Here is a 26,621-nt window from a genome sequence, read left to right as displayed (position 1 = left end):
TTTTATTTTTGCATGTTCGGAAATGTTAAGTACACGTAAGTGCATGTAAATAATATGGCCCACAAAACCCTTACGATATCGGAAGAGGCGTACAACACTCTCAAGAGACTCAAAAAGGAGGGAGAGTCCTTCAGTGACGTCATTCTTAGAATAACCAAGGGAGCAAGATTGCTGGAATATCTGGAGGCCAATGAGTTCTCTGAGGATCTGATAAAAAGCATAGAGGATGTTTACAAAGACAGAGAGCTAATCAGGGGCAGAGACATTGAAATCTGACGTGGGTGGTTTGATGGTGTGTCTCGAAACAGATTTTCTTGTTGCTCTGCTGAGAAAGGACCAAAGTGCCTTGGATAAGTTAAAAAGCTTGGTTGAGGGTGGAGAAAGGCTTTCTACTACTCCTGTAAATGCTGCTGAGCTGTTCAAGGGAGTATACATGTCCAAAAACGTTGAGGATAATCTCAGGAAAGTTCGCGGCTTGTTGGCGAGAATAGACATTCTTGAGTTCAATCTTGTGGCATCTGATATCTATGGCAGAATAGTTTCGGAACTTGGAAGAAGGGGTGAGCGTGTAGGTGAAATGGATGTTCTCATTGCCAGCATAGCTCTGGCCCATAATGAGAGAGTTTTGACAAGAAACACAAAACACTTTGGCAGAATACGGGAACTGGAAGTGGAGTCGTGATAAAATTAAGTTTTTAAAGGATGGGCAGCCTCAGCCTCTCCCCTCTCATCACCTGTCAGATCGCCCATCATTCATCATTGGCCTACTACTCTCATCCGGTGCGGAAATTAATACCTTTTGGAATGTCTGGGTTTAAGATGGTTCACAATTCTGCTGCACTTTTTAAAATTTTTTAGAAAATTTGGGATAATTTCTTAAATTTTCAGAAGATTTTCCGTTTTTTATTAAATATATTTTAATAGTGCGGCGAGAAACAAGCTTCGAGGTGATGCACGTGGACAGCGGAGATACTGCCTGGCTCCTCGTCTCAACGGCGATGGTCATGCTGATGGTGCCGGGAGTCGGGCTTTTCTATGCGGGAATGGTGAGGAGGAAGAACGCGGTTTCAATGCTCTCGCTGTCATTCGTGGCCTTGGCTGTTGTGAGCCTTCAGTGGGTGCTGCTGGGCTACACGCTCTCGTTTAGCAGCGATGTTCTGGGTTTTGTCGGAGATCTGAGCTGGCTTGGCCTGAGAGGGGTTTCCGGAGATTCCGGCAGCATACCCTCGCTGCTGTTCGTTGCCTTCCAGCTTACGTTTGCAGCGGTAACCCTCGCGATACTATCGAGCGGAGTGGCGGAGAGGGTGAAGCTCAGCTCGTTCATGGTTTTCGGGCTGCTGTGGACAACGCTCGTCTACGACCCGCTCGCCCACTGGGTGTGGGGCGGAGGGTGGCTTGCGAAGCTCGGAGCGCTGGACTTCGCTGGAGGAACTGTGGTGCACATAAGCTCCGGGTTCTCTGCACTGGCTCTTGCCTTCGTTGTCGGCAAGAGACTGGGCTACGAGGAGCACAGCATAACTCCTCACAACATACCGATGACCATGCTCGGCACCGCGCTGCTGTGGTTCGGGTGGTTCGGCTTCAACGCCGGAAGTGCTCTATCTGCTGGAGAGAGTGCGGCGAACGCACTGCTTGTGACAAATACGGCCGCAGCATCAGGAGCAATAGCATGGCTGATTGCGAGCTGGCTTCACGACAAGCCCAGCGCCCTCGGAATGGTGAGCGGCGCAATAGCGGGGCTGGTGGCGATAACTCCCGCCGCAGGCTATGTGGATTCCATTTCCGCGATGGCCATTGGCGGATTAGCAGGTGCGCTCTGCTACGGAGCAATGCTCTTCAGGGTGCGCATGAGGTGGGACGAAAGCCTCGATGCATGGGCGGTGCATGGAATTGGAGGAGTGTGGGGCGCTCTGGCAACGGGAATCTTCGCCATGGAGAGTGTTGGTGGATACAGCGGTCTGCTCTACGGGAATACCGACCAGTTCGTCGCGCAGGTCATCGCCACGGCATCAGCAATACTTTATGCGTTCGCTGTAACACTTGTTCTGGCGAAGGCCGTCGACATGGCGATGGGGCTGAGGGTAGCGCAGGAGGAGGAATACGTCGGGCTGGACATCTCCCAGCACGGTGAGCGAGCATACGCGTGAGGTGGTAGCATGAAGATGGTTGTGGCGGTAATACGACCGGAGAGAGTCGAGCACGTCCTTGATTCACTGGAAAGGCATGCCTTCGTTGCCCTGACTCTCACGGAGGTGAAGGGGAGGGGCGAGCAGAAGGGAATCCAGCTTCAGTTCCGTGGAAGGACTGTTGAGGTGGACATGCTGGAGAAGGTCAAGCTGGAGGTCGTTGTTGAGGACGATGAGGTGGAAAAGGCTATGGAAGCGATAACCTCTGCTGCGAGGACCGGAAAAATTGGAGACGGCAGGATATTCGTCGTTCCGGTTGAAAAGAGCGTGAGGATAAGGACGGGCGAGGTCAGGCAGTGAGCTCTGCCCACTTGTCCTCGCTCTCGTACACTCTGACCCTCACGACGTTCAAACTCCTTTCCCTCAATTTTTTGAAGATCTCCACGCAGATGTTCTCAGACGTCGGAACCTCTATTATCTCGTTCAGTATCCTGTGGTCGAACTCGCTCAGGATTTCTCTCAGCAGCTTTTTCAGGTCGTAGAAGTCCATCACCATTCCGTCCTCCTTGACCTCGCCCTCAATCTCCACCTCAACCATGAAGTTGTGCCCGTGCAGTCTCCCGCACTTCTCGTGCCCCGGAATTGAGTGGGCGGCGCTGAACTTCTCTTTAACTCCGATTCTCATTCATCTCACCCCTAAGTACTTGTGAACCTGAGGGATCACCCTCGTGTCGGCAAGCTCCAGCATCTTCTCCTGAAGCTTTAAAATGTTTCTCACATCCGAACCAAACACGGGCTGCAGGACGAAGCAGCGAACGTAGTCTGAGATTCCCTCAGCCCTTGCCATGACATCCTCAAAGTCGAATTGCTCTGGCAGGACGATCTTGGCGAAGGTCACTCTCTCCTTCGAGTCCCTCAGAATCCTGAACGTCTCGACTGTTCTCTCGTATATTTCCTCGTAGCCAGCTCTCAGCGCTTCTCTCACCTTAAGATCTCCCGCCACTATGTCAACGTGTTTCAGCTTTCTGGCCTCTTCGGGCAGGGACATGTTGGACTCGAGGTAGAACGTCCTCGTCTTTTCCAGCCCGGATATGAAATCCGCATAGAGCAGCGGCTCCCCTCCGGTGAACGAGACGGAGTGAATGCTCGTAGCAGAGTCTATGACCCTCTGAACGTAATCTATGCCAACAGGGTTCTCAAGCTCCCTTCCGCTCGCATAGTCCACACATTTTTCAGAGTACTGGGTGTCGCAGTAGTAGCAGTCGAGATTGCAGCCCGAGAACCTGACGAAGAGCTGTCTTACCCCGCAGAAAATGCCCTCTCCCTGTATCGAGTAGAAGATCTCGCTAATGTTTGCCCTCATGCTCCCTCTTCTTCTCCTCGTAGGCTTTAACGGCCCTACCCCACTCATCATCGCTGAGCAGCGGGTCTTTTGCGTTGTTCAGCAGAAACGCCTCAGTTCTTTCCAGACACGTTCCGCACTCGAGGCACGGCCTCTCTCCACCTTCGTAGCAGCTCCACGTGAGCTCGTAGGGAACTCCAAGCCTCAGCCCGAGCCCGACTATCTCGTCCTTGGTCATGTCCACGAATGGGGCCCTAATCTCGACAGGCGTCCAGAGGTTTGCGAGGTAAACTGCTGTATCCAGAGCTTTGACGAACTCCTTCCTGCAGTCCGGGTAGATGCTGTAGTCGCTTCTGTGGGCTGCGTAGTAAACCTCTCCCGCCCCAATCTTCACCGCATATCCAGCGGCTATGGACAGCATTATCATGTTCCTGTTGGGGACTATGGTCTGTCTTTGCACGTCCTCGCTGTAGAACGCCTTGGGCACCTCATCGCTCCCGGTTAGCGCTCCCGCGGAAATGAGGTCGTGAATTGTGGAGATGTCCACGACTCTGTGGCTCACAGTACCCCTTTCCCTTGCCTTTTCCGCTATCAGCCCAGCGTGTTCTATCTCCTTCGAGTGCTTCTGCCCGTAGTTGAACGTGAGAGCGTGAACCTCGTAACCCTTATCCAAGAGCCAGTAGAGGAGGGTTGAGCTGTCTATTCCCCCGCTGAGTATGAGGACGGCTTTCATTGCTTGGAGTTTTTGGAAAGTGCAAATTAATTTATCCCTGTTGTTTCATTCAGTGAAACGGGAAAGCACTTAACCTCCATATAGAAATATTTTACTTTCACACGTAGCAAAAAATTTTTATTAGTTTACTTTGGTAATTTGCTTAATGCGGATTAAGATCGGGCTGACCGCCCGCGAGAAAAACTTCACAATTGACCTGAACTACAACTATCATCTTGCCTCCGCAATTTACAGGGCGATCGAGAGGGCCAACCCAACCCTTTCACTCGAGCTCCACAGTCCATCCAGACCCAAGCTTTTCACCTTCAGCAGGCTCCTCGTTCCCGGCAGGAAGTTCCGGATTTCTGGAGAGAGGATGCATGTTTTCGGAGAGGAGCTTGCTTTCTTCTTCTCCACACCGAGGACGGATGTGGCCGAGGCGTTTGTAGAGGGAATTCTCTCGAAACCGGAATTCAGAATCTCGGGGGTGGATTTCGTAGTATCTGAGGTAAGGATCGTTCCGGAAAGGGAGATCGGCAGCAAAGCGAGGTTCATCACTCTAAGCCCGATAAACGTCTCGACAGTCGAGAGCAAGAACGGCAGAAAGAGAATTCTTGATCTATATCCGGATGATGAGAGGTTCTATGCAATTTTACAGCAGAACCTTGTGAAGAAGTACATTGAGTTCTACCGCAGAACTCCAGAAAACGTGGAGCTTGAAATAAAACCCCTGAATGTTAAGGCAAAAAGGATCAGGATAAAGAACACATTTCACCGCTGTGTTGAGATGGTTTTCGAGGCTAAAGGGAGCAAGGAGCTGCTGGAGATGGGATACTGGGCGGGATTCGGTGGTAAGAATTCAATGGGGCTCGGGATGGTGAAGGTGGTATGAGTGGCGTTAACTTAACTAGAGAGCAATCTGAAAAAAGAACTCAATCAGGTAGTTTATTTTATTGGACAGGCCATCCGTTTGTAGATGCAGGGTTGGTTGCGATTTTACTAATTGCTGGAAAAAAGAAGCCCGAAGACCTCACTGTAGAAGATGTAGAAAAAGCAATAAGCTTTGCTGCTGAACTTTATGCAACAAAAGAATGGAGTACGAAATACATTCATGGAATGATCTTCCCAAACAGTGGAATATTAATGGCAAATCCAAGTATGGGCAAAAAGAGGTCACCGACATCTATTGCTGAAAATTTACAGAGTATTTTTGAAGAGCTTAAGTCCAGCGATAATGATTCTCCTACATGCGTTCTGTGTGGGAGGCGACCAGCCTACTCAAAGAAGGATATTTATCTTTCAGTATTCCCATTACTTGGGACTGGTGGTGTTCCAAACTTTTTCCACTCTGCAAATCTCCGTGGAGCAGACATCTGTGCTCATTGTGTTTTTTTAGCGCAATTCATGCCACTTATATCTTACAGACTTTCGAGAGTTTTGGTAATACATGCTTACCCATATGAACTGATGCTAGAGCTCTCCAAAGAAGCTCTTGAAGATATAAAGAAAAGTAAACTTGCTTCTCAGGCGAGGGGATTTAGACGACCGGAAAACTTTCTTTTCCATCTTGTTGGAGAAGTAACAAGAAAAATGGAAAGTTCCGAGTTCTGGGAAAACGCTTCAGTAACTCTTTATTACTTTATATGCAACAACCAGAACCAAATTTTAGATTTAATTCACATTCCAACTCCTGTACTAAGATTTGTGGCTTATGCTAATTACATTGATCCAATGGGTTGGAAACGTATTGTTGCGATGGGTTGGAGAGTGCTGCCCGACGAAAACGACTTTGACAAATTCGAGCGTGAAAGACGAAATGTAGTGTATTCAAGGCTTTTAAACAACGAAAGCATCCTCTCATATTTTTACAATTCAAAAGAAAGAAAAGTAAATACAAACTGGAATCTTTTGGCTTTTTACTGTCAGGAGGTGTTGGGTTTGGATGAGAAAATTCTGGAATTTGTAAAAGATGTTGGTGATAGAATTGTAGAGACAATAGGGATGCTTCCAGACCACAAACTTGATGACGAAGTGAGGAGCTTAGAACGAGCTGAGAAGTTATACCAATTCGAGGCATTTTTCATTCGCATCGAGAAACTTCGACAAAATCTCGGTATTGATAAGCCATTGATGACATTCGATGAATTTGCGAGAATTCTCATGGCTTATGGGGAAGATGTAAGCATCTCTTGGAAGACTGTAAAGAATTTGCTGCTGTTCCGCATTTATGAGAAACTTCATGACAGGTTAATGAAATCTGCTGAGTTAGATAAAATCGAGGAGTTTGGAGCTGATGAAAGTGAATATTCAATCTATGGAGGTGGTAACGAATGAAGTTTGCTGTAGGTATGGTTTTGATTGATGCGCCGCATTCGGCTTTGAACATGCTCGGCATAGACGAGAGTCTCCCAGAGAGAACTGTGACTAGGGTTAAGAGGCTGAGGAAAGGTGGCCTATCTTATCCTTATGTTTCGCCACAAGCATGGCGTTACTGGTGGAGAAAGACGCTTTCAGAACACTTTGGCTGGACCCTCTCACCGTTGTTCAGAGAAGAGAAACAAGTATTCACTGCGGCAAATCCTATAGTGTTTCCTGATGATGATGTCTTTGGATACATGAGAGCTTTTAAGAAAGGAAATGTAAATATTACTGTAACAAGAATGTCTCCTTTGAAGAACACGCCGTTAATTTCCCTCTTTCCTGATAGAAGCTCGATTACTGCTGATGAAGGTTATGCATCAAGGCATGAAGGAGACCCGGTTCCGTACACACAGGAGTTTTACTCTACAGTCCTGAAAGGTGCTTTTTCACTGGATCTTGACGCTGTTGGAAGATTCACCATGGTTGATAAAGCCGGTTTCAAAAATCTGTTAAATGTAGGTGAAATTCCAAAAAGTCTGAGTGAAGTGAAGAGTGAGTATGAAGCACTCATATCTAAAGCAAAAGAAATCAAAGCTGAGATTAGTGAAAAAGAATTGATAATGCCAAAAGAAATCAGAAAGAAACGAGCAAGCGAGACGATCAAAGCCCTTCGTTATATTTTCGGTGGTGCTAAGCAGACTCAATATCTGACGGACATAACGCCAAAATTCATCATTATGGCAATGTTTGATGGTGGTATAAATCCGTTCATAAGCGACATAGTGTATGAAGAAAGAGGGGAGATAAAATTCGATTCTGAAGCTTTAATTTCAAGGATTCTCGAGTTCAATGACATCCTCAACCCGAAAAAACTGTTCATTGGGAAAGACAAAGGGTTTATGAGAGGGTGGGAAGACGAGTTGAAGAAAGTCAGAGACTCTCTTGATAAAAATGGAATTAAAGTAGTGATTGCGAGTGTTGGAGACGCAATTGAAAAGTTTGCCAAAGAAATTGAAGCTTACTATGGTTGATTTATGATACGCGTAAAAATAAAAAGCTGGACTGCAAGCTTCAGGTATCCGACGTTTCAGTCGGGCTATCAGCCCACATTGCCAGTTCCACCGCTATCAACGATTCAGGGCATATTGTCTGCTGCGAGAGGCGAAGTAGTGTCTTTCACCGAAATTCCTTTTGTTGGATACGTCTTCAAGAGTGGAGGCAGGGGGGTCGATCTGGAGAGAATATATGCATTGGGGAAAACCGAAACTGATGTAATAAAGCGAGAGGTGCTGTTTGACAACACACTATACCTCTACCTACCTGATGAGTGGGAAAACTACTTCAGACGGCCGAGATATCAGCTATTGCTTGGACGTTCAAGTGACATGGCCACGGTAGAAAGTGTAGAGAAAGTTAAACTTGAAGAAAAAACTAATGTTCCTGTTGGTGGAACTATTGTTCCAGCAACTTCTGGTTTACCGGGTTTGGTTCATGCACTCCCAGTAGAATTCGACTACTCAACAATTCCAAGGAGGGCAAGGATGGCGAGACCATTTACCGTTCTACCATTTCCAAGAAATAATGCTCAGAGGAAAAGACAAACATATGGTGGTAAGTTGCTTTACGACTCCGAGATAAACATTGGAGTATGGATCTATGAAGGTCTGCATGGCAAAGTTTAACCCAAATGATTTTCTTGAATGCCATATCAACGACGCTCTCAATGTGATGAAGAGTCTGAAAGAGGTATTTCCATGGATTTCTGATGTGCACGAAAACTTTTGGGAACTTCTTTTTTATTCCATTTTATTACACGATCTTGGAAAGTGTTCGATAGGATTTCAAAAAGCTGGAGCAAAAGGAAAAATCTGGGGATACAGACATGAAATTCTTTCAACGGCGTTTACTCAGTTTTTGGATTATTTTGAAAATGAAAGAAATTTGATTGCGCTGTCCATTTTAACTCACCATAAATATCTTTCTGAACTTCCTGTGCCAACCAAAGTTGAAAAATTTGTATGGAGAAGTTATCTCGAAAAAATTGATGAACTCCTTGTAAATTCCGACTATATTGACGAAGTCCTCGTGCCTAAAGTTCCCTATTGGGAAATCTACGTTTTTGGAAAACCTCTCGGAAAGCTTAGGCTCTCGGATAAATGGATTGAAGATATCAAGGAATATGATTTTGATGGATTGCTAAACTGGTATGATCAAAATTGGAAGAGATATAGGAAGGAATTAATTTTTCTCAAGGGTTTGCTGAATGCATGTGATCACCTTTCCTCCGCGGGCGAGAACTCAGTGAAACTTCTTCCGACCATATCCGAGACTTTGGCACTCACTATTCCAAGAGATGCATGGAGATCATTACAGAAACAGGCAATTCAAGTCAAAGGCAATCTTTTACTTAGGGCACCTACTGGATATGGGAAAACTGAAGCTGCTTTATTATGGGCAGATGCTAATGGCCATCACAGCGGAAATAGAATTTCAAATAGAATTTTTTATGTCCTGCCTTATAAAGCAAGCATTAATGCGATGTATGATCGTATGCTGGAGTATTTTAAGAACCCTGAATTAGTTGGAGTTTTACATAGTTCGTCTTCTTATTATCTTTATGCTTCGAATCTTGAATATCAGCGTCTTTCAAGCCTGTACAGAAAAATATTTACTCCTCTTAAAGTGACAACCCCATTTCAAATAATGAAGGCATTCTTTGGTGTTGGTTTCTTTGAAATGGCTTTGAGTGAGCTAAAAAACGCTTTGCTAATTTTTGATGAAATACATGCATATGAATCAAATATTCTGGGTATCATCTTGGCAATGTTGGAAATGCTGAGTGAGTACAAAACGAAAGCATTGGTTATGTCTGCTACCCTGCCAGACTTTGTCGAAGATCTCTTTATCGAACTTCTGAAACCCGAGAAGTTAAAAATTTCGAAGATGGAGGCTGATCGCTTCATAAGACATCGAATTAAAATTGTTGAAGGGAACATGGAGAGTAATATTCAAACCTTTGCTCAGGAATTTAAAGAGAACGGTCTTACGCCCGCGCTAATAGCATGCAATACTGTAGATAGGGCAGTTGAGACTTACAAATACCTCAAAAATCATGGTTATAAAGTTATGCTTCTTCACAGCCGGTTTACTTATGGGGATAGAGAGAGCCTTGAAAGACAGCTGAAAGGGGATTTGGGGAGTTATGATTTTGTAGTGGCAACGCAGGTGGTTGAAGTATCTTTAGATGTAAGTTTCAAGACCATTCTTTCAGAACCAGCCCCTCTCGATGCTCTTATTCAGCGATTTGGGAGAGTTAACCGACAGGGATGGAAAGAAAAGAGAATTGCTGATGTATTTGTTTTGACGAAGGGTTCTGAAAATGATAAGAAAATTTACGAACCTTATGATGTTGTGAAACATAGTGTTAAAATTTTAAAAAGTTTGGATGGAGAGGCTCTCAGGGAATCGCTTATCTCAGACCTTGTGAGTGAGGCTTATTCAGAAGTAACGGACAAACTCGTTGGCGAAATAAATAATTACAAACAAATTGCTCTTGAATTGTTTGAAGGTCTTCAACCTCTCAAAAAGACCGAAAGCGAGCAACAGTTTTACAGAATGTTTCAGGGTTTGGAAGTTGTTCCGATTAGATTTGCTAATAAAGCTATTGAATTGATCGAGCATGGAAGAGGTATTGAAGTTTATCGGTATCTGATACCCCTTCCCTATTGGAAGTATTATGCTCTCAAAAACAAATTCGGAGAGATTCTCAGCTATGACAGAAACCATCGAATACTGATTGCCGACCTAAAATATAGCCAAGATGTTGGACTTTTGGACGAAATTGAACAATCTGCAGAGGTAATTTAGTTTGTGGGCAACATCTTTGTGTTAAGGCTTTGTGAGGAACCCTATTCTACTAACTCGAGGGAAAGAGCGCTAAGCACAGCAAGCTGAAAATTCTAATTCCATAGCAGGTTTGTTGAAGTGTGTTTAGGTAAGAAGTAAAACGTTAAAGTTTCTATTTTCTCTTACTGTTGCCATAACCGTTAATATGATTTGTTGTGAGCTAGTATGTAGTTTACTAAGGTGCCGTTTTAGTTATCAGATCACCTCCTCCATGCTGCTCTTCTCCACACCAATAACCTCCCTCTTCATAGCATCAGCGCTCCTCAGCCTGTAAATCACGATCATGTCCTCGTCTTCATCTATGATCTTCTTCAGCCCCATCTTTATCTCCTCGAGGTCGGCGGGGGTAATCTCTCCCTCAAAAAGCGAGTTCTGGATCCAGTTTAGGTGCTGCCTCAGAAACTTCTTTACCCTGTTCACCCTCTCCACGTTCACGTCGTAGGCTATGATCACATACACGCTACCACCACATCACGAACGGCCTGTATTTCTCGGCGTTGAGGATGTGCTTCACGAGCTTGTAGCACTCCAGCCTTATCAGTCTCTGATAGGAAACGTTCCTCTTCAGCTTTCTGTGCTTTACCGTCTTTTCGAGCCTCTCGTTGAACGCCTTGACGAACTTCTTCCTGCCGTTCTCGTTGAGCAGAACCCCGTTAAAGCGATCGTCGAAGTCGCTTTCCGTCACCACCTTCCTGTTGACGAGGTTGAACACAAGCCTGTCAACTATCACGGGCTTGAACAGCTCCGCTATGTCCAGTGCGAGGCTGAACCTTCTCTCTAGGGGTTCGTGCAGGAAGCTTATTGCAGGGTGGAGCTGGGTGTGGTAGATTTCCGAAAGAACTGCAGAATACAGCAGCGAGTTGCCGAAGCTGATCATCGCGTTCGCCTCATTTTCCGGAGGCTGCCTGCTCCTCCTTTCAAACTTCATGTTCTTCAGGATGGTGTCGAATTTTGAATAGTAGGCGTTCCTCGCTATGGCCTCTGCACCCATCACCTCGTCAATCTTCTCAGCCTCGGAGAGTGCCTGTAGCGCTGAAATAACTTCTGTATCGTCCTCGCCGTTCTTTCTCAGCACCCTCGCCATGTTCATTATGCTTCCCTCAACGAAAGCCTTGGCCAGATAGAGTCTTTTGTCCCGATCGAGGTAATGCTCGGCCTGCCTCACCACGACCTCTCCAGAAACGAGGCTTTCCCGAGGGTAAAACGACCCCTCGTAAAAGCCATACCTGTTGAAGAAGTGGACGCAAACTCCTTCCTTTGCGAGGTAGGAGAGGGCCTTGGACGTGACGGTCAGGGAGCCAAGGGCGTAGATGGCATATATCGCGCTGATGGGGATCGGCCTTCTCCCCTCCTCATTTTCGAAGTATATCGTGTTCTCTTTCCTCTTGAGCTTGCCGTCCGAGACAATGTAGAAGTTCTTCCTCCTCATTCCAACCCCTCACGTGAAGCAGAACTCGAAATACGCGCACTTCCTGCAGTGCTTCTTATAAACAGGCCTTGGCATCTCCCCATTCACAACGCGTGGGATATCATCCAGAACGCTCTCCATCTCCCTCGCGGAACTCTCGTCGAGTATAACTTCCACGTTTTTCCTCTGCTTTGGATAGCTCAGCTTCCCAACAGCCCTTATCCCGAGCTTGGACAGGTAGTAGAGGTAGTACAGGAGCTGGTAGTAGCTGGCCTTCTCGAACGCTCTGCTCTTTTTCACCTCCCTTATCTCGACCACATCTCCCTTCCTCACCGCGTCTATCGCAATGGGCCCGATCCTGATCTCCTTCTCATCTCTGTCGAAAACACTCCTGTGAATGAGCTTTCCCAGCTTTACAGCATCGCTCTCGTTCTCCATGCCCACATTGTGGCTGAAAAGCCAGAGCTTGGTCTTGCAGACGAAGTAGTAGTTTACCTGCACTCCTCTTATGTACATTTCATCTATCATTTATCTGCAATGGTTTTTGAGAAGATAAAAGATTTTTGCTGTTAAAGAACAATTTGTGGGGTTTGGAAGAGAATGCTGCAGTTTTCAGGGTTCGGTGTCCATTTTACCATCTGCTTTTTCGTTTTACAGTCGTGCTCGTTTATGCAGCGCAGTTAATTATTTTTCGATTGGGGGATTTTTGGTTTGTTCTTAGTTCGCTTTTAGTAGTGTCTCAGAAAATTGTACAGACTCTCTGGGGCCATATAGAGCGTCATTTATTTGCGAAATACGATATAAACGCAAAGGTGCTTTCCGCAGATCTTTATATACTTCATACACCACTCAACTTTCGCTGCAGTATTTAAACTGAAAAAGGCGGGAGAAAGCGTTTTATAGGGATCGAGAGGAATATTAGCGGTAGTTAAAATCAGACTAAGATAGGATTGAAAGGAGTACAAGCAGGAGAACCAGAGCTACCTCGTCAACGGTTAAAATCAGACTAAGATAGGATTGAAAGCCGTTCACACCACTGGAGAAGCACGAGACGCTGAACATGTTAAAATCAGACTAAGATAGGATTGAAAGCAATACAGGCTTGAAGCTTAGTTTTAGCCTCTGAAAAGTTAAAATCAGACTAAGATAGGATTGAAAGGAGTTCAGGTTCCTTGACGAATTCGTGACCAAGCTGAGTTAAAATCAGACTAAGATAGGATTGAAAGCGACGATTCCTGATGAGACCACCGCACCAACTGGAGTGTTAAAATCAGACTAAGATAGGATTGAAAGACTTGACTCTGCGATGAAAAGGGTTGACACACTCGAGCGTTAAAATCAGACTAAGATAGGATTGAAAGATCTTTTAAAGGCTGCTGAAGTTCTCGGGTACGTTCGTTAAAATCAGACTAAGATAGGATTGAAAGCTCCCTGTCGAGGGAGTTTTCAGGAACGAAGACGTAGTTAAAATCAGACTAAGATAGGATTGAAAGATCACTCTGATTGGGGACGAATATGTCGCATCAGCTATGTTAAAATCAGACTAAGATAGGATTGAAAGGCGAGTCGTTGAGCAGATCCTCCCCAGCCGAGTACATGTTAAAATCAGACTAAGATAGGATTGAAAGACGCTCCAGCCCACTCTCCAAGCAGGGTATCAATATGTTAAACTCCACCCAGATTAAAATTTGGGAATTGTCAGAGAATAACAACCTCAAGCCCCTCTATTTTTGTGAAGTGCTTGTCTCTTGTCAGCAATCTGGCACCATGTCTTTTTGCTGTGCCTGCTATCAGAGCGTCTAAGGGCGGGATTTCAAATCCTTTTTTCTTTGATTCAGTGTAAATCTCCGCAGAGAGTCTTGCGGCTTTAGAGTCAAAGCTCAGAACTTCTACAGACTTTTCAAGTGCTTCAATAACTTTAATCTCCTTCTTTCTTTTGCCGCTGAGAAAAATCCCATGCCAGATCTCGAATAGAGATATTGAGGTTATGCAGATCTCTTCTCCCTCGATTTTGGACTCGATGTCTGATGAGCTCACATCCTCTCGGAGAATGTCAACAAGGATGTTGGTATCGAGGCATATCATTCGAGACTCCTCCTGATCTCCTCGTTAAGCTTCTTTCTTGATGCAATTATTGTTTCAGCTGTCTCTCTGCTGAGAGTTCCAGAGAACTCTCTGATGGACGATTTTTTGATCAACCTTCTGATAACTTCACTGAAACTTTCATCGTCTCTTTTCAGTGACTTGAGCATGTCATAAACATCATCTGAGATTGAAATTACCTTTGTCATAATATTTGTGTAGGCGTATGCATTTATTTAAGACTTGCCTTCAACCTTTACGGATTTACAGATAGTCACTTTAAAAGTAGGGTGCGATTAGGACATTGTACTGGCTCAGCAAGACTCAGAACAATCTCTTACTGTAACCCTCTTTTTTGTGCAAATATGCACAAGTTTCTGGACAAACCTTATATCCTGGATTTATCAGCATTTTTCATGACACATGTTCTCGAACTTCTTGCAGAGATTGAGAGGCAGGATTTGAACCCCTACACGGGGAGGCTGTTTGCTTACGTTTACGAAACCGGGGATGAGGAACTCAAGAGGGTTGCCAAGGAGGCGCTGCTCAGGTTCTACGACAAGAACATTCTGGACTTCACGGTTTTCAGGAGTGCGATTTACTTCGAAAAGGAGCTCGTCTCGTTCTGCAGGGGGTTGATGAACGCTGGAGAAGGTGTGGTCGGGAGCTACACCTACGGTGGGACTGAGAGCATAATGCTCGCAGTCAAGGCTGCGAGGGATCACTTCAGGAAAGAGCATGGGAGCTCTGAGGTTCCAGAGCTCGTGGTTCCGGTGACCATCCACCCCTCCTTCTACAAGGCCGCCCACTACCTCAGGCTGAGGGTGAGGAGGATTGGCATAGATGAGAGCAGGAAGGCTGACGTGGAGGAGCTGAAGGAGGCGGTTGGGGGGAAGACGGCTCTGATAGCGCTATCCGCACCAAACTGGCCTTACGGGACGGTGGATCCTGTAAGTGATGTGGCCGAAATTGCCTCAGACTCAGGCACCCTGCTTCACGTTGATGCGTGTCTCGGCGGGTTCGCACTGCCGTTCTTCGAGAAAATTGGGGAGAGCATCCCCAAATTCGACTTCAGGGTGGATGGAGTAACCTCGATATCGATGGACGCTCACAAGTACGGCTACTCTCCGAAGGGAGCTTCGGTGGTGCTCTTTAGAAATGAGGAGCTCAAGAAGCACTCGATGTACGTGGACGTGACGTCTCCGGGGTACATATTCGTGAACACGGCCGTGCTCTCCACGAGATCAGTGGGGCCGCTTGCCGCAGCATGGGCGGTGATGAAGTACCTCGGGGAGGATGGCTATGTCAGGCTCGCAAAGAAGATCCTGTCGGCAAGGAGGAAGATGCTGAGGGGCCTTGAGGAGCTCGGGTTCAGGCCAATAGCCCCGGTGGAGTCCATGGTTCTCACCATGTCCAGCGAGGAAGTCGATCTGCTCGGCTTTGTAACGGCGATGAGGGAGAGGGGGTGGCACTTCCACCTCCAGAAGGGGCTTGCTGAATACGGCGTCCCTCCAAACATCCACATGACCCTCTCACCCATACACGATCAGGTTGCTGATGAGTTTCTGGAGGATGCTGAGAGGTGTGTGGGCGAGAGGAGTGGGATAAGCCTCGAGAGCATGATAGAGCTCGCCCAGAGGGGAGACCTCTCCTCAATCCTCAGGGACTTCGAGGAGGGCAGGATTGACTCGAGCATAGTTCCCATGCTCCTCGAGGGCATACCTGCGGAGATAGCCGAGGAGATCGTGAAGCAGATTGTTGTAGGGTGGTACAGTTGAGGAAACCCGCCCTGATCGCGGGCTTCATTCTGACGGTCTTCGCCTCTCAGGCCATCTGGGTAACGTTCTCTCCGGTCGTGACCCACGTCGCGGAGGAGCTCGGCACTTCCGTGGAGTTCGTGGGCTATTTGGCCGTCACCTATCCCCTCTTTTTCCTTCTCCTAACAATGCCCTCCGGGATTCTGCTCGACAGGAACTTTAAGCTCTGGCTGATCTTCGGCGCAGCCCTTACCTTTCTTGCAGGAGCAGGGAGGCTCCTGAACCTGAGCTCGTACTACTGGCTCCTGATTTGCCAGCTCTTCGGAGCCGTAGGCCAGCCCTTCCTGCTGAACGCATTCGTACCGCTCGCCACGAGGATTGACGAGAGCAGGAGGGCCCTGCTCGTCTCAGTCTTCAGCCTGTCGATGTACCTCGGCACGATATTCGCCCTGATCGCGGGAGTCGAGCTTTACAGGGCTGGGGGGCTCGCGTTCCTCTCACTTCCGGCAGCGCTGATCTCCACCGCAGGCATCGCGCTGATGCTCTTCAGCATATCCACGGTTCCGGAGATTTCTGGGGTTGAGGTGAGGGCTAGCCTCGCATCCGTTCTCAGGAGGAGGGATCTGTGGGTCATCGGCATACTCCTCGGGCTTGGAGTGGCAGCTTTCGACAACCTCGCAACGTGGCTTCAGCCGGCTCTCAGGTCTGTGGGGCTCGAGGGCATAGCTGGGGATGCCGTGGCGGTGTCAATAATCGCGGGTCTCATTGGCGTGGCGTTCATCCCCGACAGGATCTCGAGGATGCAGGCGAGAACGAGGTACATGAGAACGATAATCCCCGTTATTGCAGTGCTCTTCATAATCCTGACGTTCTCTGTGAGCTCAATCCTCCTCTTCGCCTTCCTCGCCATAGCTGGCTTCCTGATGCTCCCCGCCTACCCCATAATAATGGACTGGATAGGCAGGTTCCATGAAAAGGCCGTCCACGGGAGTGCGGCGGGCTTCGTCGGCCTTGTAAGCAGGGCTATCTCTGTAGCGCTGATGTTCCTCGCGACATCGTTCATCTACAGCGCAAGGGCTTACTTCGCCTTCCTGACTGCAGTGATTCTGCTCGCGATGCTATTCGCCCTGATGCTGCCGAAGGATGAGGAGCTTGAAAAAAGGGATTTAGAGGTATGATAACCTCACTCATAAACTTTTTCGAACTCTTTGTACCAGTCCATCGCATCCTTCTCGTAGTCTCTGTCACTTGATGGAAGGTTCAGCATCTTGTATGCCTCGTGCTGGATGAGGAGCTTCATTATCTCGTTGCTCCCCGTCCATATCGGGGCGAGGCGCATGTCCCTGAGCATCCTCTCCACGGGGTAGACTTGAGTGTACCCTATCCCTCCGAGAATCTGCATCGCGTGATTGACGATCTCCCATCCAAACTCTGTTGCGAGGTACTTCGCCTCGCTCACGAGCCTTCTGGGGTCCATCTGGCTTTTTCCAGCGTCATATTCGTCAACAGCCCTCGCGGCCGTGTAAACCAGCGCCCTCGCAGCGTCAAGCTTCGCCACACTCTCGGCTACCCTGAAGCTCACGCCCTGAAACTCCCTTATCATCCTGCCAAACGCCTTCCTCTTGGCCGAGTACCTCATCGCCACCTCTATTGCGGCCCTCGCAAGCCCCACCGCACCTGCGGCTGAGGTGAGCCTCTCCGGAATCATCATCCTGTTGAATATCTTTCTGGCTCCATTCACCTCTCCGATCCTGTACTCATCCGGCACCTCGAGGTTGTTGAAGGCTATTCTTGCTGTCCCCATGCCCCTGAACCCCATGAGGTTGTGCAGATCCTCGATCTCGACTCCCATGTCCCCCTCAACCAGAAATGCTGTCAGGGCCTTGTGTCCTGGGGCGTTTGGATCAGTCCTCGCGTAGATGAGGTAAAAGTCGGCGACCTTTCCTCCGGCTATGAACCTCTTCACGCCGTTCAGTATCCACTTGTTCCCCTTCTTCTCCGCCCTCGTCGTCGTGCCGAAGAAGTCGCTTCCTCCCCTCGGCTCCGTGAGGCCCTCAGCGGATATCTTCTTGCCCTTAATTATCGGCTTTAGGAACTCCTCCTTCTGCCACTCCTGGCCGAAGCGGTATATCGCCTCGCCGACAATGCTCACCATGGAGTAAGAGCACGCAAGCCCGTTTCCCAGCACGCCAACCTCTTCAACGGCAACGCTCTCGGCAAGCCACGTCAAGCCTCTTCCTCCATACTCCTCCGGGAACCTCAGCCCGAGAAGTCCCCTCTTGCCCGCCTCTCTGACAAACTCGAAGGGGTAATCGATCTCATCTCTGTCCATCTTCCTCAGAAGCTCCGGATCCACGGAGTTGACGAACCTCTTTACCTCCTCCCTGAGTTCGGCTATCCCATCATCCAGCAGAAAGTTGTTCTCCAGCAACTTTACCACCCCAGTTTATTCTTGAGTTCGAGTTTACTTATTTTTCCCGTGCTCGTTAACGGCATATCCTCAACAAACACGATGTCGTCCGGAATCCACCACTTGGCAATCCTGCCCTCCTCAGCAGCTTTCCTCAGGTGCTCGAGCACCTCCTCCTTGCTCGCTCTCTGGGCATCAAACGGCTTTATCACCGCAACTGGCCTCTCATCCCACTTCTCGTTCTTCCTGCCTATCACCGCCACGAACTCAACCCACTGCACCTCGGAAATCACGCTCTCGAGGATGCTTGTCGGAATCCACTCCCCACCGCTCTTTATGGCATCCTTGAACCTGTCAAGTATCTTGATTCCCCCGTCCGGCATCTCCACTCCTATGTCGCCCGTGATGAACCACCCGTCCTCGGTGTAGCTTTGCCTCGTCTTCTCCTCATCCTTGTAGTATCCCATCGGGAGCCATGGTGCCTTGAACAGTATCTCGCCTATCTCAGAGCTCTCGAACCTCCTTATCCGGAACCTCGCGAAGGGTACCGGGTGGGTTATCTCCCTTATCATCTCCTCGCTTGTTGTGTACTCCGTGAACACGGCTATCGAGGCGGCGAGCATGTCAGTGGCACCGTATATCGTGGTGAATCGAATCCCCCTCTCCCTCATCTTGTCAGCAAGCCTCCGAGTAACCGCGCTGCCACCAACAAGCACCTTCACGCCTCCAAAGTTCTCGTCAGATTCGATGAGCATGTGGATCATGGTCGGCACGGCGTTTATCCACGTGGCCCCCTCCTCTTTGATCTTTCTGACAGCTTCGGCAGGCTCGAACCTCCCGCCGAGAACGAGCTTGAGGCCGAGGTAGGGTGCTATGAGAACCGAACCCCACGAGACTATGTGGTACATCGGTATCTGCGGAAACATCACGTCACTCCTCTCAAGCTTCGCCGGGGTCTCGTGCATTGCAAGCTGATGTGCTATGCTTAAGGCACCGTCTATGAACTTACCGTGGGTGTACTTGACCGCCTTTGGCAGCCCGGTGGTTCCGCTGGTGAACATTATCACCGCGTCATCGTCCTCGTTGACTTCCTCTTCAGCCTCCTCTCCCTTTCCAACCTCATCAATGCTCATCTTCACACCATCGAACTTCCCTGCGAGGGCGGAGAAGTCGTCGGAGTATATCAGATACCTGACATCGGCCTTCTCGAGTGTGTAGAATATCTGCTCAGGGGGCAGCCTTATGTTCACCGGGTAGATTATCCCTCCGGCCATGGGAATCGCGTAGACGAGCTCCATGAAGCGCAGAGTGTTCCAGTCCGCGACTGCAACAACCTCGCCCTTCTTCAGCCCAAGCTCGTCCTTAAGCCACCCTACCGTCCTCTTCACATCCTCAAAAAAGTCCCGGTAATTGGTCCTCCTCTCAGGACCGACAATCTCAGCGCTTGGATAGAGCTTCGAGGCTCTCTCCACAATGTATCCGAAGGTTCTCATGTATTCAGGCGATTTCCAACCTATTTATAATTTACTATAATGACAGATTTCCTCACCTGCGGTGCTCCGCGAGAACTCTCTCCACTATCCTCTTCCCTATCAGCCTCTCCGCCACACTCCTCTTCTCCACCAGATCGTCCAGGCTCTTTATCCCGGCGTTGTACAGCTTCCTCGCCCTCTTCCTTCCTATCCACTTGAGCTTCACGAGCTCGACGAGCTCCTCCCTCACTCCGTGCCTTATCCTCTCTCCGAGTCTCCCGACCTCCACAGAGAGCCCGTTTCCGTGGTGCTCCATAATTCTTTCGAGCGCGTGGAACAGCCATTCTGCGGTCTCAACAACCCTCCTCAGATCTCCGGGCGCGATGCCGTACTTTGAGCATATCACGTCCTCATCCCTCTCGTTCACCCAGTCGTGGAGGCACAGGGCGGTCTTGAACTCCCTCAGGAACCAGTCGTACTCGGAGGAGTAGTAGGAGGGGAAGTATGTGAGCTCGTCCCTGAACGCGTAGGCTTCCTCCTCCACCCACTCGTCGCTCTTTCTGAGGTAGAGGAGCTCCATGTCTGGAGTTCTGCAGATCAGGTGCAGCAGGGCCATTTCAGTCAGGTTGTCAAACCTCCTCGCGGCCTCCTTGAATATGTACCCGGTGAGCGGGTCAATGTACAGCCTTGAGATCAGGTCACCAATTTCGGTCGCCACGATCGTGCCGTCTGACCTCACGAACCCCCACTTCTCCAGCTGCAGGACGATCCTCTGGATCTCCCATCTCATCGTGAACTCGTTCTGGTAGGCGAAGAAGGTTGAGGAGAAGAAGTCCTCAATCCCCTCGAGCGTGTTGGCTATCCCCTCTGCTATCACAGAGAGGGTGTGGAACCTGAGGTGGTTCTCGCTGCCGAGCTTGGACGTGACCTTCTCCGGCTCTCCAAGAACGAACCTCTCCATCATCTCAACTGCCTCGTTCCTCGTTTTGGCGACTATCAGTGCCTCCCCGTAGCTGTCGAGGCCCGGTCTTCCAGCTCTGCCGGCCATCTGCTTGTACTCGCTCACCTTTATGAACACGCTGCCCATTCCAGACTCATACCTGCGAATACCCTTGACTATCACCCTCCTCGCCGGCAGGTTCACTCCTGCAGCAAGAGTCGGGGTGGCGCATATCACCTTCACCCTCCTCTCCCTGAACGCCCTCTCGATCAGCTCCCTCTGGTAGTTCAGCAGCCCCGCGTGGTGGAAGGCCGAGCCGTACCTCACACACCTCGCGAGCCTCTGGCTCATCTCCCCCTCGTTCTCGATCAGCACCTCCTCTGCGAGGTCCGAGCAATCTTCGGCGTAATCCCTGACGACCGAAGAGAGCTTTTCGGCAAGCGACTCAGCATTCCTCCTCGTGGACTCAAAGATGAGAACCTGTCCCCCCTCCTCGAGCGTCTCCTTCACAACGCTCTCCACGTTTCTGCCAGCCTTGACTTCGATCACACCTCCCTCATTCAGCTTCAGGATCTTTCCCGGGTAGAAAACCCCCTCATAGAGCGGTATGGGTCTCCACTCACTCTCAACAAGCTCCGCGTTCAACCACTCCGCGATCTCGTCCGCGTTGGGGATGGTTGCCGAGAGGGCGAGGATCCTGAGGGAGGGGTTGATTTTTCTTAGCTTGGCCACGAGAACCTCTATGACCGCACCCCTCTTGGCCGAGTCTATTAAATGGGCTTCGTCTATCACGAGCATGCTTATGTTCCTTATCCACCCGGCCTGATTCCTCACAAGCGAGTCTGCCTTCTCGCTGGTTGTGACGATTATGTCAGCATTGCCCAACCACTCGTCCCTGCTGTCGTAGTCTCCCGTTGATATCCCAACCTCAACGCCTATGTCGCTCCACTTCCTGAACTCCCTGTACTTCTCGCTTGCAAGGGCCTTGAGAGGGACGGTGTACAGGCACTTCCCGCCCCTGATCACCTCGTGGATCATGGCAAGCTCGGCGATGAGGGTTTTCCCGCTCGCAGTAGGTATGGCGATCACCATGTTCCTGCCCGAGAAAAGCCCCCTCCTGACTGCCTCCTCCTGAGGGGGATACAGCTTCGAGATTCCCCTTTCCTTCAGAAGCTCCACGGCATAGCTGGAAATGTGCTCCTTAAGCTCGTCCACCTGCATCTCTCACTACCTTCTGTGCTTTTTCAGGTGTTCTCCAAAACGCAAAAAAGCTTTATGCTGGTTAAATCATTCAGGCTCATGGACAACAGGCTCATCTACGGCGCTATAATTGCGGCCGGAGTTGTGCTCATTCTCTACGGTCTCCTCCCCAACTCAGGTGGCTTTGATGAGAGCAGGTGGTACTCATTCGACAAGGCTTTTGAGGTCGCGAAGAAGGAGAACAAGAGCGTTCTGGTCTTCGTGGCTTCTCCAACCTGCGTCTGGTGTGAGAGGATGAAGAGCGACGTGTTCAGCGACCCGGAGGTGATGGAGAGACTCGAGACCAAATACGTCCCCGCCTACGTTGACACCACGAAGGACAGGGAGGCTGTTATGCAGATAGCCGCGCTTTTTGGAGGGGACTTCGCCACGCCAGCGTTCATAATCTACTCACCTTCAGGAAAGCCCGTTGACGGGTGGGTTGGATACATGCCGAAGCAGGACTTTCTTAGGAGAATCGGTGTTTAGCAATTCCCCCAAAACTTTTTATTGAGCCGCACCGAATTTTTTACGTTAACCGTATTCTCACTGCGGTTCCCTTTCTCACTTCTGGAGGTGGGAGTGTTGAGAAGGTACAGGAGGAAATATCTCAAGCTCGCAGAGTTGCCAAGCCTTGTTGAGATTAGCGAAAATGCGAGAAAGAACGTTGAGAAGGTGATAATGGAGTTTGACCTGTCAAGCGTCATTCTGATTTCCGGAAGGACGAGCTACGAGATGGTGGGACAGAAGATTCACGAGAAAATCTCGGACTATGTTGTGGATGTTTTCTATGTCGAGAAGGCGAGGATGGAGGAGGTAAGGAGGATCGAGTTCAACTTGGGTTACACGGATGTGGACTCGGTGATAGGCATTGGCGGTGGGAAGGTCCTCGATGTTGGCAAGGTTCTCGCATCCGAGCTGAACGTGGCGTACATCAGCATCCCAACTGTGGCATCACACGACGGCATAGCCTCCCCAGTGGCGAGCTTCAAGGAGGAGAACAGGCCCATCTCCATCTCCACCAACCCCCCGACAGCAGTCCTCGCAGACCTGACGATTCTCAGGAAGAGTCCCGTCAGGTACCTCAGGTCGGGCTACGGCGATCTGATATCCAACATCACCGCCGTGAAGGACTGGATACTGGCGAAGGAGAAGGTCGACGAGGAGTACAACGAGGTAGCGGCATCAATGGCTGTGATGCCAGCAAACCTAATGCTCACAACAGCCAACCTCGACATAGGAAACATCAAGCACCTGGAGATGCTCATCAGGGGCCTCATCCTGAGCGGAGTGTCCATAAGCCTCGTTGGTTCGAGCAGGCCTGCAAGCGGGGCCGAGCACAAGTTCAGCCACGCCCTTGACTACCTCGGCCACGGAAATGGGCTTCACGGGGAGCAGGTCGGGATTGGAGCGATAATAATGGAGTACCTCCACCAAAAGCACTACGGAATCGGGGACTGGGAGAGGATAAAGCAGTCACTCGAGAAGGTTCAGGCCCCAACGACGGCGAAGGAGATTGGCCTTACGAGGGAGCAGGTTCTTGAGGCGCTGATGTTCGCCAAGAAGATAAGGAGGAAGAGGTACACGATACTCGAGGACGTTGATCCGTCCAAGGAGGAGTTCGAGCTCGTCCTCGAGAAAACTGGAGTGGCTTAGCGAACGGGAAGCAGGACTCCTCTCTTTCCCCTAAGCTCCCCGCACCTTCCCCTTTCAACCTGCTTTATCTCGAAGCCGTCCAGAACCACGAGGTAGCACTCCTCACCGTCGTCACTTCTGTAGATGGTGTAGCTCTCCCCGATTTCCCTTCCTCTAACATCCCCGAAAAGGAACTCCTGCAGTATCTCGTTGTAGAACCTCCAGTCTCCTTCTGCAAGAACCTGAAACGGGTAGCTTGACAGGATACCCTTCAGCTCCTCGGCGTTCTCCTTTTTGTGGATGAACTCGCACCTCAGGCAGCTCCAGACTCTATCGTCCTTCAGCATTCCACCAGTTTCGTGAATCAGGCAGGGGTAGAACGGGCAGAAGCAGAAGGAGCAGTCCTGTCCCTCAAAGTGGCACGGGTAGTACTCGCAGTCCCCCTTTTCAATGCCAGTGAGCGTCTGGAACAGCTCTTGGAGTGTTCTCTCCCTCAGGCTCATCTCAGCATCGCCACCATGTCTCCAACCCTGACACCCACATCCCTCGCCACCGGCTCGCACTTGGCCTTGAGCAGGAAGGCTATGCTGTCAAAGCTGCCCTCCGAGAGGCACTCGTAGTTCGCCATGCCCTTCGAGATTATGATGTCGGCGCTCTCCATCCTCTCCCTCGTATCTTCTGGAAGCTCCTCCTCGATTATCCCAATCGCCCCCTGCCCATTGGTCAGGATCTCGTCTGCCACCTCATCTATCCCGGCAAACCTCGCGTCCTCGATAGTCGCATCGCTCAGAACAGGCCTGCCTCTCACGACAAAGCTCACCCTGCCTTCCAGCCTCTTTATCTCCTCCACCAGCAGCCTGTCGAGGACGATCTCTCCGGCGTTGTCAGCGAGGTACACAACCCTCCCCCTGCAGAGGTGCCTTATCTCGTCGACATCATCAATCGCAAGCCCCCTCCTGAACTCCCTCTCGAAGTACTCCCTGAAGTTGCTGTCGTTCACCTCGTGCCCGAGAACCCCGTAGTCGAAGCTGTTGCCTATAATGCTTGCCACCACAGCGTTTCTGAACCTGTCCCCCCTCTCCACGTACCTCCTCGCGAGGGGCAGGATTCTCGCAGTCTCCTCATTCGCTCTCCTCTTCAGCTCCCTGTACGGGTCGTCATTGTCCAGCATCCTGTAGACCATCCTGTGAACTCTTGTAGAGGCGATGGCGTTCACCTCTCTCCTCCTGAACTCCTCGAGGATCATCTCCATGGCCCTCTCGATTATCCTGCCTATCTTCTCCTCATCATCGCTGACCATCCTGCACTCCTGGTATATCCTGTTGAGGAGGCACGCCGGACACTTTGCTGACATCCTCATGGTCACACGTCCAGATTCCTCACTTCCTTGGAGTGCTCGATTATGAACTTCCTCCTGTCCTCCACGTCCTCCCCCATGAGGACGGTTATCAGCTCCTCGGCCATCGAGGCGTCCTCGATCGTAACCTTGATGAGGATCCTGTTCTGGGGGTTCATGGTCGTCTCCCACAGCTGCTCCGGGTTCATCTCTCCCAGACCCTTGTACCTCTGCACCTCGGCATCGCCAATCCTCTTCAGCAGATCCTCAAGCTCGCTGTCGGAGTAGACGTAGTACGTCTTCTTCCCTTTCTTCACCCTGTAGAGGGGTGGCTGGGCTATGTAGAGGTGCCCGTACTCGATCAGTGGCTTCATGTAGCGGTAGAAGAACGTCAGGAGTAGGGTTCTTATGTGGGCGCCATCCACGTCCGCGTCGGTCATGATGATGACCTTCCCGTACCTTATCCTGTTGATGTCGAAGTCCTTGCCCATGCCAGCACCTATGGCCGAGATTATGGCCTTGACCTCCTCATTCTTGAGAACCTTCATCAGCCCGGCCTTCTCAACGTTGATTATCTTCCCCCTGATGGGGAGTATGGCCTGAAACCTCCTGTCCCTCGCCTGCTTCGCTGAGCCGCCAGCGGATTCTCCCTCAACGATGAACAGCTCCCTCTCAGCAGGATTTCTGGAGGAGCAGTCCGCCAGCTTTCCGGGGAGAGTTGCGACCTCGCTCTTCTTCTTCACGAGCTCCCTCGCCCTCTTTGCAGCCTCCCTCGCCCTCCTCGTAGTCTGGCACTTCTCGATGATCTTTGAGGCTGAATCGGGGTTCTCCTCCATCCACTCCAGAACCCTCCTGTAGACAACACTCTCGACTGCGGTTTTGACCTCACTGTTGCTCAGCTTGGTTTTGGTCTGCCCCTCGAACTGTGGCTCTGGAACCTTGACCGAGATTATGGCCGTGAGCCCCTCTCTGACGTCCAAACCTGTTATTGGCGTATACTTCTTGATGTGCTTCCTTCCATACTCGTTTATGGCCCTCGTCAGCCCTGCCCTGAACCCGACAACGTGCGTCCCGCCCTCGTCGTTGTGTATGTTGTTGGCATACCCCAAAACAACCTCGTGGTCGGTGTCGGTGAACTGCAGGGCGATCTCAATCTCAACGTCGTTCACCTTCTCGTGGATGTAAATCGGCTCGTGCAGCTTGGTCTTTCCCTTGTTCAGGAGCTTTATGTAGTCCAGAATGCCGTTCTCGGAGTAGAAGACCTCCCTCTTGTTCTTCCTCTCGTCAATGAGTTCTATCCTGACACCCTTTGTAAGGAACGCCAGCTCCTTGAGCCTGTGGGCGACTATGTCGTACCTGAACTCTGTGGTCTCGAATATCTCCTCGTCAGGCTTGAATCTGACGAGCGTCCCGGTCTCATTCGTCTCTCCAACGACTTTCAGCTCCGTTACAGGCTTTCCCCTCTCGTACCTCTGGTAGTACACCTTTCCGTTCCTCTTCACATACACTTCAAGCCACTCCGAGAGAGCGTTGACGACCGAGATTCCCACCCCGTGCAGACCTCCTGACACCTTGTAGGCCTTCTTGCTGAACTTTCCTCCTGCGTGGAGCTTCGTCATCACTATCTCGAGCGCCGACTTGCCGAGGCGGTGCCTTTCTGTTGGTATCCCTCTCCCGTTGTCCTCAACACTCGCACTCCCATCTTCGTGGAGCACGACCTTTATCCTGTCGCAGTATCCTGCGAGGGCCTCATCTATCGCGTTGTCCACGACCTCCCAGAGAAGGTGGTGAAGCCCGCGGATACCTATTCCGCCAATGTACATTCCGGGCCTCTTTCTCACAGCCTCGAGATCGCTAAGAACCTCTATATGCTCCGCTGAGTACTCCATACCGTC

The 26,621-nt window shown here is 50.1% G+C and carries 27 protein-coding genes and 1 CRISPR repeat array; of the genes, 13 read left to right on the top strand and 14 right to left on the bottom strand.

The genetic code is table 11. From position 1 onward, the window contains the following. The first annotated feature begins 54 nt into the window (after positions 1 to 54). The 4 genes from GAH_RS02190 (at position 55) to GAH_RS02175 (ending at position 2,486) form a co-directional block, all read left to right on the top strand. The gene (locus tag GAH_RS02190; RefSeq protein WP_048094484.1) at positions 55 to 276 is read left to right on the top strand and encodes an antitoxin VapB family protein; all 222 of its coding nucleotides are present in this window, start codon (positions 55 to 57) and stop codon (positions 274 to 276) included. Continuing rightward, positions 266 to 682 (top strand): type II toxin-antitoxin system VapC family toxin, encoded by a 417-nt coding sequence (locus GAH_RS02185; RefSeq protein ID WP_156967361.1) that lies wholly within the window; start codon positions 266 to 268, stop codon positions 680 to 682. Before GAH_RS02190 ends, GAH_RS02185 begins: the two co-directional genes overlap by 11 nt. 268 nt (positions 683 to 950) lie before the next feature. Further along, positions 951 to 2,147: an ammonium transporter gene (locus tag GAH_RS02180; RefSeq protein ID WP_048094482.1), complete on the top strand. Its 1,197-nt coding sequence runs from the start codon at positions 951 to 953 to the stop codon at positions 2,145 to 2,147. A gap of 9 nt (positions 2,148 to 2,156) precedes the next feature. Next, on the top strand, positions 2,157 to 2,486 hold the full coding sequence (locus tag GAH_RS02175) for a P-II family nitrogen regulator (RefSeq protein WP_048094481.1): 330 nt from the start codon (positions 2,157 to 2,159) through the stop codon (positions 2,484 to 2,486). Here the strand turns inward: GAH_RS02175 and queD are convergent. From queD to queC, 3 genes are read right to left on the bottom strand one after another with little or no spacing between them, the layout of a single operon-like run. Next, the gene (queD, locus tag GAH_RS02170) at positions 2,476 to 2,811 is read right to left on the bottom strand and encodes a 6-carboxytetrahydropterin synthase QueD (protein ID WP_048094480.1); all 336 of its coding nucleotides are present in this window, start codon (positions 2,809 to 2,811) and stop codon (positions 2,476 to 2,478) included. The two genes, GAH_RS02175 and queD, sit on opposite strands and share 11 nt — an antisense overlap. Further along, positions 2,812 to 3,489 carry a 7-carboxy-7-deazaguanine synthase QueE gene (locus GAH_RS02165; RefSeq protein WP_048094479.1) on the bottom strand — a complete coding sequence of 226 codons (678 nt, stop codon included), beginning with the start codon at positions 3,487 to 3,489 and terminating at the stop codon, positions 2,812 to 2,814. Next, complete coding sequence (queC, locus tag GAH_RS02160; RefSeq protein WP_048094478.1) at positions 3,473 to 4,201, bottom strand: 7-cyano-7-deazaguanine synthase QueC; 729 nt, start codon at positions 4,199 to 4,201, stop codon at positions 3,473 to 3,475. Before queC ends, GAH_RS02165 begins: the two co-directional genes overlap by 17 nt. Before the next feature lie 145 nt (positions 4,202 to 4,346). Between queC and cas6 the strand changes: the two genes are divergently transcribed. The 5 genes from cas6 to GAH_RS02135 are packed head-to-tail and all read left to right on the top strand — an operon-like array spanning position 4,347 to position 10,408. Beyond that, on the top strand, positions 4,347 to 5,072 hold the full coding sequence (gene cas6 / locus GAH_RS02155; protein ID WP_048094477.1) for a CRISPR-associated endoribonuclease Cas6: 726 nt from the start codon (positions 4,347 to 4,349) through the stop codon (positions 5,070 to 5,072). Next, positions 5,069 to 6,514, top strand: a complete 1,446-nt coding sequence (cas8a1, locus tag GAH_RS02150; protein ID WP_048094476.1) for a type I-B CRISPR-associated protein Cas8b1/Cst1 — start codon at positions 5,069 to 5,071, stop codon at positions 6,512 to 6,514. Before cas6 ends, cas8a1 begins: the two co-directional genes overlap by 4 nt. Then, positions 6,511 to 7,572, top strand: a complete 1,062-nt coding sequence (gene cas7i, locus GAH_RS02145; protein ID WP_048094475.1) for a type I-B CRISPR-associated protein Cas7/Cst2/DevR — start codon at positions 6,511 to 6,513, stop codon at positions 7,570 to 7,572. The genes cas8a1 and cas7i overlap by 4 nt, the downstream gene beginning before the upstream one ends. 3 nt (positions 7,573 to 7,575) lie before the next feature. Continuing rightward, a complete protein-coding gene (cas5b, locus tag GAH_RS02140) occupies positions 7,576 to 8,223 on the top strand; it encodes a type I-B CRISPR-associated protein Cas5b (protein WP_048094474.1) in 648 nt (215 codons plus the stop codon). Next, complete coding sequence (locus GAH_RS02135) at positions 8,198 to 10,408, top strand: CRISPR-associated helicase/endonuclease Cas3 (RefSeq protein ID WP_048094473.1); 2,211 nt, start codon at positions 8,198 to 8,200, stop codon at positions 10,406 to 10,408. The genes cas5b and GAH_RS02135 overlap by 26 nt, the downstream gene beginning before the upstream one ends. Before the next feature lie 234 nt (positions 10,409 to 10,642). On the opposite strand, the gene cas2 is transcribed toward GAH_RS02135, so the two are convergent. The 5 genes from cas2 to GAH_RS02110 form a co-directional block, all read right to left on the bottom strand. After that, positions 10,643 to 10,906: a CRISPR-associated endonuclease Cas2 gene (gene cas2 / locus GAH_RS02130; RefSeq protein ID WP_048094472.1), complete on the bottom strand. Its 264-nt coding sequence runs from the start codon at positions 10,904 to 10,906 to the stop codon at positions 10,643 to 10,645. Position 10,907: 1 nt separating this feature from the next. Continuing rightward, complete coding sequence (cas1b, locus tag GAH_RS02125; RefSeq protein WP_048094471.1) at positions 10,908 to 11,876, bottom strand: type I-B CRISPR-associated endonuclease Cas1b; 969 nt, start codon at positions 11,874 to 11,876, stop codon at positions 10,908 to 10,910. Positions 11,877 to 11,885: 9 nt separating this feature from the next. Next, positions 11,886 to 12,383 carry a CRISPR-associated protein Cas4 gene (gene cas4 / locus GAH_RS02120; RefSeq protein ID WP_048094470.1) on the bottom strand — a complete coding sequence of 166 codons (498 nt, stop codon included), beginning with the start codon at positions 12,381 to 12,383 and terminating at the stop codon, positions 11,886 to 11,888. 399 nt (positions 12,384 to 12,782) lie between these two features. Next, a CRISPR array of direct repeats spans positions 12,783 to 13,483; the repeat unit is 30 nt; unit sequence GTTAAAATCAGACTAAGATAGGATTGAAAG. A gap of 70 nt (positions 13,484 to 13,553) precedes the next feature. After that, positions 13,554 to 13,940: a type II toxin-antitoxin system VapC family toxin gene (locus GAH_RS02115; RefSeq protein ID WP_048094469.1), complete on the bottom strand. Its 387-nt coding sequence runs from the start codon at positions 13,938 to 13,940 to the stop codon at positions 13,554 to 13,556. Continuing rightward, the gene (locus GAH_RS02110) at positions 13,937 to 14,146 is read right to left on the bottom strand and encodes an antitoxin VapB family protein (protein WP_048094468.1); all 210 of its coding nucleotides are present in this window, start codon (positions 14,144 to 14,146) and stop codon (positions 13,937 to 13,939) included. The genes GAH_RS02115 and GAH_RS02110 overlap by 4 nt, the downstream gene beginning before the upstream one ends. A gap of 207 nt (positions 14,147 to 14,353) precedes the next feature. Here GAH_RS02110 and GAH_RS02105 point away from each other — a divergent pair, with 207 nt between their 5' ends. Further along, positions 14,354 to 15,715 carry a pyridoxal phosphate-dependent decarboxylase family protein gene (locus GAH_RS02105; protein ID WP_048094467.1) on the top strand — a complete coding sequence of 454 codons (1,362 nt, stop codon included), beginning with the start codon at positions 14,354 to 14,356 and terminating at the stop codon, positions 15,713 to 15,715. After that, positions 15,703 to 16,872, top strand: coding sequence for an MFS transporter (locus GAH_RS02100; RefSeq protein WP_048094466.1), 1,170 nt, complete (start codon positions 15,703 to 15,705; stop codon positions 16,870 to 16,872). Before GAH_RS02105 ends, GAH_RS02100 begins: the two co-directional genes overlap by 13 nt. Before the next feature lie 5 nt (positions 16,873 to 16,877). Here GAH_RS02100 and GAH_RS02095 read toward each other — a convergent pair whose 3' ends face one another. From GAH_RS02095 to GAH_RS02085, 3 genes are read right to left on the bottom strand one after another with little or no spacing between them, the layout of a single operon-like run. Further along, positions 16,878 to 18,125 carry an acyl-CoA dehydrogenase family protein gene (locus GAH_RS02095; RefSeq protein WP_048094465.1) on the bottom strand — a complete coding sequence of 416 codons (1,248 nt, stop codon included), beginning with the start codon at positions 18,123 to 18,125 and terminating at the stop codon, positions 16,878 to 16,880. 2 nt (positions 18,126 to 18,127) lie between these two features. Then, on the bottom strand, positions 18,128 to 19,597 hold the full coding sequence (locus GAH_RS02090; protein ID WP_048094464.1) for an AMP-binding protein: 1,470 nt from the start codon (positions 19,595 to 19,597) through the stop codon (positions 18,128 to 18,130). Positions 19,598 to 19,649: 52 nt separating this feature from the next. Next, on the bottom strand, positions 19,650 to 21,737 hold the full coding sequence (locus GAH_RS02085) for an ATP-dependent DNA helicase (RefSeq protein ID WP_048094463.1): 2,088 nt from the start codon (positions 21,735 to 21,737) through the stop codon (positions 19,650 to 19,652). A gap of 78 nt (positions 21,738 to 21,815) precedes the next feature. Here GAH_RS02085 and GAH_RS10270 point away from each other — a divergent pair, with 78 nt between their 5' ends. Both GAH_RS10270 and GAH_RS02075 read left to right on the top strand, forming a co-directional pair. After that, the gene (locus tag GAH_RS10270; protein ID WP_169745333.1) at positions 21,816 to 22,244 is read left to right on the top strand and encodes a thioredoxin family protein; all 429 of its coding nucleotides are present in this window, start codon (positions 21,816 to 21,818) and stop codon (positions 22,242 to 22,244) included. 96 nt (positions 22,245 to 22,340) lie between these two features. Beyond that, complete coding sequence (locus tag GAH_RS02075; protein WP_394298885.1) at positions 22,341 to 23,411, top strand: sn-glycerol-1-phosphate dehydrogenase; 1,071 nt, start codon at positions 22,341 to 22,343, stop codon at positions 23,409 to 23,411. On the opposite strand, the gene GAH_RS02070 is transcribed toward GAH_RS02075, so the two are convergent. From GAH_RS02070 to gyrB, 3 genes are read right to left on the bottom strand one after another with little or no spacing between them, the layout of a single operon-like run. Next, positions 23,408 to 23,893 (bottom strand): cysteine-rich small domain-containing protein, encoded by a 486-nt coding sequence (locus tag GAH_RS02070; RefSeq protein WP_048094462.1) that lies wholly within the window; start codon positions 23,891 to 23,893, stop codon positions 23,408 to 23,410. The genes GAH_RS02075 and GAH_RS02070 overlap by 4 nt on opposite strands. Beyond that, entirely contained in the window at positions 23,890 to 24,750 is an 861-nt protein-coding gene (locus GAH_RS02065) for a damage-control phosphatase (protein WP_048096670.1), read from the bottom strand. The genes GAH_RS02070 and GAH_RS02065 overlap by 4 nt, the downstream gene beginning before the upstream one ends. Before the next feature lie 2 nt (positions 24,751 to 24,752). After that, positions 24,753 to 26,615 carry a DNA topoisomerase (ATP-hydrolyzing) subunit B gene (gene gyrB, locus GAH_RS02060; RefSeq protein WP_048094461.1) on the bottom strand — a complete coding sequence of 621 codons (1,863 nt, stop codon included), beginning with the start codon at positions 26,613 to 26,615 and terminating at the stop codon, positions 24,753 to 24,755. Positions 26,616 to 26,621 lie beyond the last annotated feature (6 nt).

The sequence above is a fragment of the Geoglobus ahangari genome (assembly GCF_001006045.1).
Classification (GTDB): Archaea; Halobacteriota; Archaeoglobi; order Archaeoglobales; family Archaeoglobaceae; genus Geoglobus; species Geoglobus ahangari.
The sequence above is the reverse complement of the archived record's forward strand: the minus strand, read 5'-3'. Positions and strand labels throughout refer to the sequence as shown.